This is a genomic window from Sulfitobacter sp. KMM 9851 (assembly GCF_057178245.1).
Genome location: NZ_CM169991.1, coordinates 1,026,553 through 1,038,632, shown reverse-complemented (window position 1 = coordinate 1,038,632; position 12,080 = coordinate 1,026,553). Strand labels below are relative to the sequence as shown.

At 61.6% G+C, this 12,080-nt stretch carries 9 protein-coding genes and 1 pseudogene; 8 read left to right on the top strand and 2 right to left on the bottom strand.

What is annotated here, in order from left to right:
• Positions 1-245: 245 nt before the first annotated feature.
• From AC1965_RS05110 to mdoH, 8 genes and pseudogenes are all read left to right on the top strand, one after another.
• Positions 246-1,154 carry a DMT family transporter gene (locus AC1965_RS05110; RefSeq protein WP_483886206.1) on the top strand — a complete coding sequence of 303 codons (909 nt, stop codon included), beginning with the start codon at positions 246-248 and terminating at the stop codon, positions 1,152-1,154.
• Between the two features lie 102 nt (positions 1,155-1,256).
• The gene (locus AC1965_RS05105; RefSeq protein ID WP_483886205.1) at positions 1,257-1,847 is read left to right on the top strand and encodes a GcrA family cell cycle regulator; all 591 of its coding nucleotides are present in this window, start codon (positions 1,257-1,259) and stop codon (positions 1,845-1,847) included.
• 123 nt (positions 1,848-1,970) lie between these two features.
• The gene (locus tag AC1965_RS05100; protein WP_483886204.1) at positions 1,971-3,587 is read left to right on the top strand and encodes a thiamine pyrophosphate-binding protein; all 1,617 of its coding nucleotides are present in this window, start codon (positions 1,971-1,973) and stop codon (positions 3,585-3,587) included.
• Positions 3,571-4,785: a CaiB/BaiF CoA transferase family protein gene (locus AC1965_RS05095; RefSeq protein WP_483886203.1), complete on the top strand. Its 1,215-nt coding sequence runs from the start codon at positions 3,571-3,573 to the stop codon at positions 4,783-4,785. Before AC1965_RS05100 ends, AC1965_RS05095 begins: the two co-directional genes overlap by 17 nt.
• A gap of 153 nt (positions 4,786-4,938) precedes the next feature.
• Positions 4,939-6,288 carry a tetratricopeptide repeat protein gene (locus AC1965_RS05090; protein ID WP_483886202.1) on the top strand — a complete coding sequence of 450 codons (1,350 nt, stop codon included), beginning with the start codon at positions 4,939-4,941 and terminating at the stop codon, positions 6,286-6,288.
• A 29-nt stretch (positions 6,289-6,317) separates the two neighbouring features.
• Entirely contained in the window at positions 6,318-7,586 is a 1,269-nt protein-coding gene (locus tag AC1965_RS05085; RefSeq protein ID WP_483886201.1) for an OpgC family protein, read from the top strand.
• Positions 7,586-9,111 (top strand): annotated as a pseudogene (locus AC1965_RS05080) (OpgD/OpgG family glucan biosynthesis protein). The gene AC1965_RS05085 and the pseudogene AC1965_RS05080 overlap by 1 nt, the downstream one beginning before the upstream one ends.
• Positions 9,108-11,024, top strand: a complete 1,917-nt coding sequence (mdoH, locus tag AC1965_RS05075) for a glucans biosynthesis glucosyltransferase MdoH (RefSeq protein ID WP_483886200.1) — start codon at positions 9,108-9,110, stop codon at positions 11,022-11,024. Before AC1965_RS05080 ends, mdoH begins: the two are co-directional and overlap by 4 nt.
• Positions 11,025-11,027: 3 nt before the next feature.
• On the opposite strand, the gene AC1965_RS05070 is transcribed toward mdoH, so the two are convergent.
• Both AC1965_RS05070 and AC1965_RS05065 read right to left on the bottom strand, forming a co-directional pair.
• Positions 11,028-11,462 (bottom strand): rhodanese-like domain-containing protein, encoded by a 435-nt coding sequence (locus AC1965_RS05070; RefSeq protein WP_483886199.1) that lies wholly within the window; start codon positions 11,460-11,462, stop codon positions 11,028-11,030.
• Positions 11,463-11,512: 50 nt separating this feature from the next.
• On the bottom strand, positions 11,513-12,037 hold the full coding sequence (locus tag AC1965_RS05065) for a YHS domain-containing (seleno)protein (RefSeq protein ID WP_483886198.1): 525 nt from the start codon (positions 12,035-12,037) through the stop codon (positions 11,513-11,515).
• Between the last annotated feature and the right edge of the window lie 43 nt (positions 12,038-12,080).

The following is a 12,080-nucleotide window of genomic DNA, read 5'->3' as shown; positions in this document are numbered from 1 at the left end:
AAATGGGCATGAGGTTGGCGCAGGGTCAATGGGATTTGCGGTGGTTTTTGGATTTGCGTGCCGCAACAGGCACTTGATCAGCCCCACAGGGCCACGCGGGATTTCAGACGAAACTCAGACGAAGCGTCGTCGGATACAATATTTTGCGCGTGTGATCATGGACCTTTGATAGCCGCCAACCTGCACGGGGGTAAACCCCAAATTCGCAACTTGTTCGGGGCACCCAAACCCGCCATATCTGCCGCATGTATGTCGCTAAGACCCAAAATAACGCGCTGGCCGCCGCACTGATCCTGTTGGCCACGAGCTTTATCGCCGCGACTACGCTGATGGCCAAGGCGCTGGGGACGGACACCTTTGGTACGCCCCTGCACCCGCTGCAAATCAGCCACGGGCGGTTCCTGTTTGCCTTTATTCTGTTTAGCAGTGCGGCGGCGGTACTGCGACCGGCGCTGGCCGCCCCGCATTGGCGCTGGCATATTGCGCGTACGGTTTGCGGCTGGGGCGGCGTGACCTGTATGTTTGCCGCTGTGGCCTATATTCCATTGGCCGACGCCACGGCCATTTCCTTTCTCAATCCGGTTTTCGGCATGATGCTGGCCATTCCAATGCTCGGTGAAAAGGTGGGCCGCATCAGGTGGTCCGCGGCGGCACTTGCCATGTTGGGGGCGTTGATCCTGTTGCGACCCACCCCGGCCAGCTTTCAGCCCGCAGCGCTGCTGGCGCTGACGGCGGCGGTGGTAATGGGGCTCGAACTCATCTTTATCAAGCGGCTTGCCGGGCGCGAGAGCCCTTTCCAGATATTACTTTTCAACAACGGTCTGGGCCTTATCATAGCGAGTATTGCGGTTCTGGCGGTCTGGCAGATGCCAAACGCGCTGCAATGGGCGACACTGGCGGGCATCGGTGCCTGTATGGCCGTGGCTCAGACCTGTTTTGTCAACGCGATGGCGCGTGCGGATGCCAGCTTTGTTGCGCCCTTTAGCTATGCCACGCTGATCTTTGCCGCCTTCTACGACATGCTATTCTATAACGTGTTGCCGGATGGGGTGACATGGATCGGGGCGGGCATTATCATAGCCGGGGCAGCGCTGCTGGCCCTGCGCGAGGCGCGGCTGAAACCACAGCCACCGCACCCGCATACCAGCGCATAACGGATCGCCGCTTGCACCCGCCGCCTCAGGGGGTAAAATGGGGGCTGATAAATGACAAAGCGGTCCGGGCTAATGGGCCGCTTTTTAACTGGGGAACCCCATATGTCCTGGACTGATGAGCGCGTAGAGACACTGAAAAAGATGTGGGGCGAAGGCCAGTCCGCCAGCCAGATCGCCAAGGAACTGGGCGGCGTGACCCGCAACGCCGTCATCGGCAAGGTGCACCGCCTGGGCCTATCGAACCGCACGACCGCAGGCGCGGCCCCCAAGGCCGCGGAACCGAAGGTCAAGCCGACAGCCCCCAAGGCCGAAGCAAAGCCCAAGGCAGCGCCTAAATCGGCCGCCGCGCCCGAACCTGCCGCAGCCGCACCGGCAGAGCCTGAGACGCCGCCACGGCCGAACCTGCCTGCGCGCAAGCAGATCATTCCCGCAGGCCAGCCCCTGCCGCCGCAGCCTTCAGCCAATGAGATCAGCCCCGAGGCACTGGCCAAAGTCAGCGAGATCGAGAAGAAAGCCAAGCGCATCAGCTTGATGGAGTTGACCGAACGGACCTGTAAATGGCCTGTGGGCGACCCAGCAACCGATGATTTTTGGTTCTGCGGCCTGCCCGTGCAACAGGGCAAACCCTATTGCGAGGCCCATGTCGGTGTCGCGTTCCAACCGATGAGCGCACGGCGCGACCGGCGGCGGTAACGCACGGCGCAGGCAAACCGCCTGCGCTGTTTTGCACCATTTTCTACAACACAGTGAGTTGCACCGCGCCCGCGCGCGTGGTTTCTGGCATGGGACACTCTTGCACCTGAAAGGCCCTGCCCGATGACCGATACCATCCGCGCCGCCGATGCCCTTGCCCGACGCCTCTATGCTGCGGGGTGCCGCACCGCCTTTGGCATGCCCGGCGGCGAAGTTCTTACCCTGATTGACGCGCTGCGGGCTGCGGGCATTCGTTTTGTCCTAGCCAAGCATGAAAACGCAGCCGGCTTTATGGCGGAAGGGGTGCATCACCGCGATCTTGCCCCTGCGATCCTGGTCGGCACCATCGGGCCGGGCACCCTCAACGGCGTTAATGTCGTCGCCAACGCGTTGCAGGATCAGGTGCCCATGATCGTGCTGTCGGGCTGTGTCGATGCCGACGAGGCCGCGCAGTATACCCATCAAGTTGTCGATCAGCAGGCGGTGTTTCGCCCCCTGACCAAAGCCAGTTTTTGTCTGTCCGCCGGGGCGGCACATATCATCGCCGACAAGGCCGTCACCATCGCCCTTGAGGGGCGCATGGGACCGGTGCATATCGACGTTCCTGTGGAGGTCGCCAACGCGCAGGTGCCTGCCACTGCCCCCCTGCCGCGCGTTCCCGCGTCGCCCAGTGCGCCCAGCGGGGCCGATCTGGAAACCGCGCGCGGCTGGCTCGCTGCTGCGAAACGGCCGGTGATGATCGTGGGCGTCGACGCGATGAACCAGCGCGCCGGTGATGCCATTCTGGATATGGCCGAGGACCACAACATCCCGGTCATCACCACCTACAAGGCCAAGGGCATGATCCCCGAGGATCACGCGTTGGCGTTGGGCGGCGCGGGCCTGTCGCCCTTGGCCGACACGCATTTTCTGCCGCTTGTGCGCGCCGCCGATCTGGTCCTCTGCGTCGGCTATGACCCGATCGAGATGCGCCCCGGCTGGCGCAATGTCTGGCTGCCCGACCGCCAGAACGTGATCGACATCACCGCCGAACCCAATCACCATTATATGCACCAGTCGAACCTGAACTTCATTACAGATTGTGCTGCAACGCTGCGCGCCCTTTCCGACGGAATCGTGGCGCAAGAGACATGGCCGGACGGCGAGGTGTACAAGGTCAAATCCGCGCTCTCGGCCACCTTTCCGCGCGATGACGTCTGGGGGCCAGCCGCCGTCATCGACACCTGCCGCAGGCTGCTGCCGCCCGACACGATCGCCAGCGCAGACAGCGGCGCGCACCGGATATTGCTGAGCCAGATGTGGGAATGCTTTGCCCCGCGCGACCTTATGCAATCGTCGGCGCTTTGCACCATGGGCTGTGCCGTCCCGCTGGCCATTGGTGCCAAACTTGCCGAACCGAAACGTACTGTCGTTTCATTTTCGGGCGATGCGGGCTTTCTCATGGTGGCAGGCGAATTGGCCACCGCCGCCGAGCTGGACCTCGCACCGATTTTTGTCGTCTTTGTTGATGCGTCGCTCGCCCTGATCGAAAAGAAGCAGCGCGAGCGTCAGTTGTCCAATGTAGGAGTCGATTTCGCGCAGCACAATTTTGCAGCCATCGGGCTGGCTTTTGGCGGAGCGGGTGTCACCGTGCGCAACCGGGCCGAACTGCAAACGGCACTCGCAGATGCCCAGCTGGCAGAGACATTCACCGTAATTGCAGCCGTGATCGACAAGGAAGCGTATGACGGACGGATCTAAAAACAAAACCATGGGCGCGCTTGACGGGCTGGTCGTGCTGGACCTCACGCGCATTCTGGCAGGGCCGACCTGCACGCAGATGCTGGGCGATCTGGGGGCCGAGATCATCAAGATTGAAAGCCCGCTGACCAAGGGTGACGACACCCGCGGCTGGGGGCCGAACTATGCGCGCGATGCGGCAGGCACGCCTACTGATCTATCCGCCTATTTCATGGCCGCTAACCGTAACAAGCGCTCTGTCGCCGTGGATATTGCCAGCACTGAGGGCCAAGAGCTGCTGCGCCGAATTGCAGCGCGCGCTGACGTGGTGGTGGAAAACTTCAAGCCCGGCGGACTGGCAAAATACGGGTTGGATGCTGCCACGCTTTGCGCCGCGCATCCCGGTTTGGTTTATTGTTCGATCTCGGGCTACGGCCAGACCGGCCCGAACAGCGCCCTGCCCGGCTATGATCTGATGGCGCAGGGGTTTGGTGGGATCATGTCAATCACGGGCACGCCCGACGGAGCACCGATGAAGGTCGGTGTCGGCATCGCTGACGTGATGTGCGGCATGTATGCCACCATCGGCGTGCTTGCCGCACTTCGCCACCGCGATGCAACAGGCGACGGACAACATGTCGATCTGTCGCTGGTCGACAGCCAGATGGCCTGGCTGGTGAATGAGGGAACCAATTACCTAACCTCTGGCCAGTTGCCACTGCGCCGGGGCAATGCGCACCCCAATATCGTGCCCTATGACGCCTTTGAATGTGCCGATGGTCATTTCCTGCTGGCGGTTGGCAACGACGCGCAATTTGCGCGATTCTGCGACGCGATCGGGCTGGACGGTCTGGCCGAGGACCCCCGCTTCACCACCAACCTGGGCCGGATCGAGAACCGCGAGGCGCTGATGACGCATCTCAATCCCGCCCTCAAGTCATTGGCCAAATCAGACATTTTGGCGCGGCTGAATGCTGTAAAAGTACCCGCTGGGCCAATCAACACCATTGGCGAAGCACTGAATTCGGATCAGGCGCAGGCACGGGGCGCAGTCGTGTCGGTGCCTCATGAAAATATTGCAGGTGGCGCCGTAAAACTACTGGGGAATCCCCTTAAATTTTCGCGTACACCGGTGCGTTATCGCCGCCCACCGCCGCATTTCGGTCAGGACACCGATGCTGTGCGGGCCGAGTTTGCCCAAACCAAAGGCGATGACTGACCCGCCCCAAATGCGCCGCAGCGCCATTGACACAATCGCTCACGAAACAGGGCGCACCCGTCACGTTGATGTGTGATGGCCGCTCAGGCGTTCATAAACTGAGGTTTTTCAAGGTATCACTTTGCGGAGAACTTGCCGCTGAAAGGCTCTGCCATGAAAAACGACATCTGCAATGCCCCTGTCTCTCTCGTGGATACGGCCGTGCTCGCGCATTGGAACGCGATGGTGCGTGCCTTTCTGGCGCATGGCACGCAGACCCCACAACATTTGGCCGCAGTGTTGGACGCCGCCCCCGATCTGGCGATTGGTCATGCCGCGCAGGGGTTGTTTTCACTGCTGCTGGGCCGCGCAGAGATGTGGCCGGTTGCCGAGGCGGCCGCTGTTGCGGCGCAGGCCGCGACACGGGCAGCACCACCGAGCGCGCGCGAGGCGGGTTGGGTCACCGCGTTGGAGCGCTGGCTGGCAGGCAGTCCGACGGCGGCGGTCATAGCGCTGGAGACTGTGTTGGTCGACTGCCCCCAGGACACGTTCACGGCCAAGCTAAGCCATGCCATCCGGTTCATCCTGGGCGATGTGCGCGGGATGCGTGCGTCGATCGAACGGGTGCTGCCCGCCCATGGGCACGACCATCCCCTCAGAGGATATATGCTGGGCTGTCACGCCTTCACGCTGGAGGAAACCGGCGACTACACCGCTGCCGAAGCCGCCGGGCGCGCGGGCCTACTTCTTTCCCCGGATGATGCCTGGGGGTTGCATGCCGTGGCGCATGTACATGACATGCGCGCCGAACCGGACGCCGGGATCGCCCTGATCGAAAGTCATATCGCCGCCTGGGGTCAATCAAACAACTTTCGGTATCATGTCTGGTGGCACAAGGCGCTGCTGCATCTGGACCGGGGCGAACTGGACGTGGCACTGGCGCTTTACGATGCCCAGATCCGCGCCGAGAGGTCGGACGATTACCGCGATATCGCAAACGCCACGTCTTTGCTGATGCGCCTCGAACTGGAAGGTGTGGCCGTCGGCGCCCGCTGGGACGAGCTTGCCCAACTGTCGGAAAATCGGGTGGAGGACGGCTGTCTGGTGTTTGCGGATCTGCATTACATGCTGGCGCTGAGTGGCGCGGAACGCGACGCACCACGCCGCGCACTGGCGGCGCGATTTGCCCGCGAGGCGCACCAATCGGGCGATCTGGCGGCGCGTGTGGCCGATCCGGGGTGCGCGGCACTGTCGGGATTAAATGCTTTTGCAGAAGGACGTTACGGCGACGCCTTCACCCAGTTGGCGAAAGCCCGCCCATCCATGCCCACAATCGGCGGAAGTCATGCGCAACGCGATGTTTTTGAACGTATGACCATTGACGCGGGTCTGCGTGCGGGCCATTTCGACGAAACTGAATCCATCTTGCTGGAGCGTCTTGCCTTGCGCGCAGGTCACCGTGACCGATTTACCACCACCCGGCTAGAACGCCTGTCTCTCGCGCGCCGGATTCCCGCTCAATAGCCCTATTTTTACTGGAAATATCCACGGCCATGACACTTGCCGACCCATCGACATATATCGCGTCCCGCCCGGTGACGGCACTCGGCGCGTCCAGTTCAGGGCGAATCCGCGACCTGCGGCTGGATTTCTTTCGCGGCATAGCGATGTTCATCATCCTGATCTCCCACACGCCGGGGAATTTCCTGTCTTCTTGGATTCCGGCCCGCTGGGGTTTTTCTGATGCGACTGAAATCTTCGTGTTCTGCTCCGGCATGGCCAGCGCGATTGCGTTCGGCAGTGCCTATGACCGGATGGGTTGGCGTTTGGGCACAGCGCGGATCGGATTTCGGGTGTGGCAGGTCTATTGGGCGCATATCGGGCTGTTTGTCGCCATCGCCACATTGATGGCGGCGTTTGACATCTACGGCGGCTTTGACACCCATTACATTGGGTCGCTCAATCTGTGGAAATTCTTTGCCGATCCCGGTCCGCAACTGGTTGGCCTGCTGAGCCTGACCTATGTGCCGAACTATTTTGATATCCTGCCGATGTATATGGTTGTGCTGCTGTTGCTGCCGGTGGTCATGGCGCTGGCGCGGGTACATCTGGGGTTGGTCGCGATCCTGGTTATCTCGTTGTGGATATTGGCACAAAAGGCGCTTTTGCTGCGCCTCGGCTTGGGGGATTTGCATCTCGCTCTTCCCGCCGAACCCTGGTCAGAGCGGCGCTGGTTCTTTAACCCCTTTGGTTGGCAGCTGATCTTCTTCACGGGCTTTGCCCTTATGCGCGGCTGGCTCCCCAAGCCTCCGGTGACGCCGGTTTTGATTGCGATTGCCGCCGCCTTGGTGCTGGCCAATATTCCAATTAGCAACTTGGGCGTACGCGCCATCGAACGTGACTGGTTTTTTGACACCCTCAGCGGCAACCCGATCACTGATGCCCGCATCGCCTTGGGCGGATTGATAGACAAATCAAACTTTGGGCTGCTGCGCTACGTACATTTCCTCAGCCTCGCCTACCTTGCTTGGGTCATCGCCGGTGACAGGGGCGCGCGGCTGCTGGCGTCCGGCTCGGGTATGTTGTCGCGGGCGTGGGGCGCGCTTTTGGCGATGATCCTCAAGGTTGGCCAGCAATCGCTCGCGGTGTTCATCACGTCGATGTTTCTTGCCCGTGTCATGGGCTTTGTGATGGACCGAACCGACCGCGACGTGGCCGTGGTCTGGATCATAAATATTGCCGGGGTGGCCGTTTTGATTGCCGTGGCGTATGGCGCCGGGTGGTTCAAATCACACCCCTGGCGCAGAAAGACAGGTGCCTGATGCTGCGTCGCGACGTTTTGAAATCACTGGCCGCCTTGGCCGCTCTGCCCTCTGCCGCCTTTGCACAGGAACCGGGGCTGCAATTGGGCGCCGCCACGCCCTTTGATACCGATACATTGGTCGAACGCGCCCGCGCGTTGGCAGCCGAAAACTATGCACCCCGCCCCAAAATTCCCGAGGCGTGGCGCAAGTTGACCTATGACCAGTACCGCCAAATATGGTTTGATGGACGCAACGCGCTTTGGAACGGCAGCGACAGTCCCCAGCGCGTCGATGTTTTTCCTGCGGGTCTGTATTTCCCGCAAGCGGTGGCGCTGCACGTTGTCGAAGACGGTCAGGCACGCGCGGTCAAGTTTGACATGGGCGTCTTTGACACCACCGACACATTCCCGGATCTTCCTGTCGATGACACGCTGGGGTACTCGGGACTGCGCCTGCGCGCCGAATTGGAAAAACCGGGTATCTTCCAAGAATACGCCGTGTTCCAGGGCGCCAGCTATTTCCGCGGCATCGGCACCGGCGAAACTTACGGACTGTCTGCTCGTGGCCTGGCGCTGAAAACCGCCGATCCGATGGGCGAGGAGTTTCCCGACTTCACCGCCTTCTGGCTGGAAGCCCCCGCGCCGGGGGCAGAAAATGTCATTCTGCACGCGCTTCTCGATAGCCCTAGCTGCACAGGTGCGTTTCGGTTTGACATCACCCATGGCCAAGTGCTGCGGATGCAGATCAGCGCACATATCTTTGCGCGCGAAGAGCTGACGCATCTAGGCATCGCGCCGCTGACCTCGATGTTCCTGTTCGACGACACAATGCGGCAGCGGTTTTCCGATTTCCGGCCTGCCGTGCACGACAGTGACGGTTTGCTGATGCACAATGGCGCGGGCGAGGTTCTTTGGCGTGCGCTGCACAACCCCAAAACCCTGCAAGTCAGTGCCTTTGGCGACACCAGCCCACGCGGTTTCGGCCTGATGCAGCGCAAGCGTGCATTCTCTGACTTCAACGATCTTGAGGCCCTGTACCACAAGCGACCGGCCGTTTGGGTGACACCGGGCGAAGATTGGGGCGCAGGCGCGGTCACGCTCGTCGAGATCCTGCCGATCTTGAGGTCTATGATAACATTGTCGCCTATTGGCGTCCCGCTACCCCACTGCCTGAGGGGGCGGAACACCGGATGACCTATACGCTCGAATGGGGCGCGGACCCAATTGCAGTATCGGATAATATGCCATTGCGGGTGTTGAATACCGCCATAGGCGGACGCCCCGAAGGCGGCCAGATCGTCGTGGTAGACTTTTCCGACGCGCCAAACCTGCCCGACGACCTGTCAGAGCTGGAAATCGTCCTGCGCAATAGCACCGGAGAAGTGACCCCCGGCATCGTTCAGCGCAATCCCGAAACAAATGGCCCGAGACTGGCATTTACCTTCAAGCCGGGCGAGGCCACCTTGGCCGAGTTCCGCGCGCAACTGCGCCATTCCGGCACCCCGTTGAGCGAAATATGGCTTTACCGTTGGACCAAAGAATGACGCACCCTATCCCCACAACCCGCGCCCAAGACATGCCCCCCGCCGCCCCGCTGACGATGGTGGCGCAGGATTTGTCGCGCGCGCCGCAGCGCCGGGTTCAGGCTGGTCCACAATCCGCCGCTGGCCAAAGACCGCGTCGGTCTTATGGCTGGCGCCTGGCCGTGTTCGGCCCAGCGCTGATTGGCACCGCGCTGCTGCTTTACGGGCTTTACGGCTGGTTGGCCGGGGCCGGGATGACCGGGCTGGAATGGGCGTTGCTGACGATGATCGGCGCGACCTTTGTCTGGGTCACCTTGTCCGTCAGCACCGTTGGCGTGGCCGTAGCGGGCATTCTGGCCCGCGAAGATGCGGACAGCCGCCCGCCGGCCGCCGTACGTCCGATCGACATCGCACTGCTGGTGCCGGTCTATAACGAGGAACCAGTGGACGTTTTTGGCAACGCCGCCGCAATGCTCGCTGATCTGGCACAGCGCCGGGGCGCGCATCGTTATAGCCTGTTCATCCTCTCTGATACCCGTGACGACGCCATTGCGGCACAGGAATGGCAGGCTTTTGTCCGACTGCGCAGCGTGGCCCCGGCCGGTTTTGCCGTGCACTACCGGCGCCGCACTGCCAATACCGACAAGAAGGTGGGCAATCTGCTGGATTGGATCACCGGCTGGGGGGCCGCGTATGAGGGCATGGTGGTCTTGGATGCCGACAGCCTGATGGCCGGACGTGCCATTGACCGACTGGCGTCAGAGCTGTCTGCCGATCCCGATGCAGGGTTGATACAGACCTTCCCGATGCTGATCGGAGCCAACACGCTTTTTGCCCGCCTGCAACAGTTCTCCAACATCGCCTATGGCTGGCTGCTGGCAGAAGGCCTTGCGCTCTGGGCGCGGCGCGAGGGCAATTACTGGGGTCACAACGCCATTATCCGCACCTCAGCCTTTGCCGAATGTGCCGGGCTGCCGCATCTGCCGGGCTTTGGCGGGCGAAACGAATTGATCCTCAGCCACGATTTCGTAGAGGCAGGCCTGCTGCGCCGCGCTGGATGGGGTGTGCGGTTCCTGCCCCGTGTGTCAGGCAGTTTCGAAGAAACCCCCGGCACGTTGATCGACTATGTTCTGCGCGACCGCCGCTGGTGCCGTGGCAATCTGCAACACCTGCGTCTTCTGGGCACCGCCGGGCTGCACCCAGTGTCACGGTTTCATCTGTTTCACGGCGCGGTCAGCTATCTGCTGTCGCCCGCATGGTTTGTGCTGCTGGTGGTCTGGGCGCTGCTGGGCAAAGATGCCGAAACCAACGTCATCCGCTATTTCAACGAGGCAAACCCGCTGTTCCCCGATTGGCCCCCGGCAATGAGCCACATCGACAGTGCCGTGTTCCTGGTGATCATGTACGCGCTGTTGCTGACCCCCAAGATCGCAGGCGCGGGCATCATCGCAGCCTACCCCAAGGCAACGCGCGTCTTTGGCGGGCGGCTGGCCTTTCTGAGTGCATTTGTCGTCGAGGTGCTTTTGTCGATCGCCTATGCACCGATCCTCATGATCCAGCAGACCAAAGCCGTGCTGCGCGCCACCTTTACCCGCTCGGACGCATGGTCGCCACAGTGTCGCAAGGCGCAAGGATACCCCCTGCGGACCTTGATTGCATTTCACTGGATAGAAACACTGTTAGGGCTAGTTCTGGCCGCTGGTTTGGCTGCCGGGCTGATATCGTATTGGCTGGTGCCGATCGTGTTCAGCCTCGTCTTGGCGATCCCCTTATCGGCTCTGTCGGCGCTGGATATCACCGGCCTGCTGCCACGCGGCTGGCGCCTTGACAGCCCGCACACCTTGCGCGAACCGGCGATCGTCGCACGCGCCCGGCGCGCCCGTGAAGACCTGCGTAAACAACTGACAATGGTCGAAGAAATTCCGGCCGAGTAACGTCTACGCGGGCTGCTCTACGGGTAGCCCGCGTGCCAGCCACCCCGGCCCGGCAGCACTACCGAGCATGCCTTCGCTGACATCAAGCACATCCGTAAATCCTGCCCGCGTTAATCGCCGCATCATCCTATGCGACCTGACACCGCGCGCACAGATCAGCGCAATCGGCATGTCGCGCGCGCCGCCGACCAGTTCCAGCAACGCCCTGTCGAAATCATCGCGCCGCATGTCCAGCGGCTGCGCGCCGCGCGCGATACCGGTGCGCGCCCATTCATCGGGTCGGCGAATGTCGATTAAGACCAGCGTACCGGCCACCACCCCGGCCAAAGCGTCTTCGGCGCTGATTATCCCAGCAGCGACGCCTTTTGCTTCCCTCCCAGACCAATACGCGCCGCCAACCGCGACAAGCCCGCCAACGACAAACACCCGCCGCGACATCCGCGACGGTGGTTCAGGCCGCTTGGGCTCAGAAATGTGGTGGTGCCGGGTCAGTTGACGGGGGCCGTACTGGAGAACTGCGGGATCGTGCTGGTCGACTGCGGCTGTGGTTCAATCTTGGCCCAATTCCCTTCGGCCAAGTCGAGATTGCCGGGGATGTCTTCTTCCCAGAACCCCACGACGTTCTTGGTGATATTAAGATACAGCTTGCCATCTACGACCCGCCACAGGTTGGGGTTTCCCGGCACTTTGCCGCCCTTGCTGACCCCGTAGGCGCAGTGCCCGTCGTACTGTGGTGCATATCTAGCTGGATCAGCCTCAAACTTTGCCTTGTTCTGGTCACTGGCAAAGGCAAATGTCGCACCGTTGTATTCTGCGGTAATGGATTTGTTTCCCGGCTGGCCTTCGGGCTGCGACTGCCCCACCGGATTCTGCGGCAGGTCAAAATAGGCGACCACATCGTACCCCGACGCAGCATAGCCGGTTTCATCAACATACTGCGGTCCAGCAAAAGCAACCCCGGCAAGTGTCAATGCGGTGGCGGCGGCGGAAATGATCAAGGGAATGCGGTTCATGGTCTGGCTCCTCTGGCTTCGTCTAAAGCTAGGCAAGCAGGGA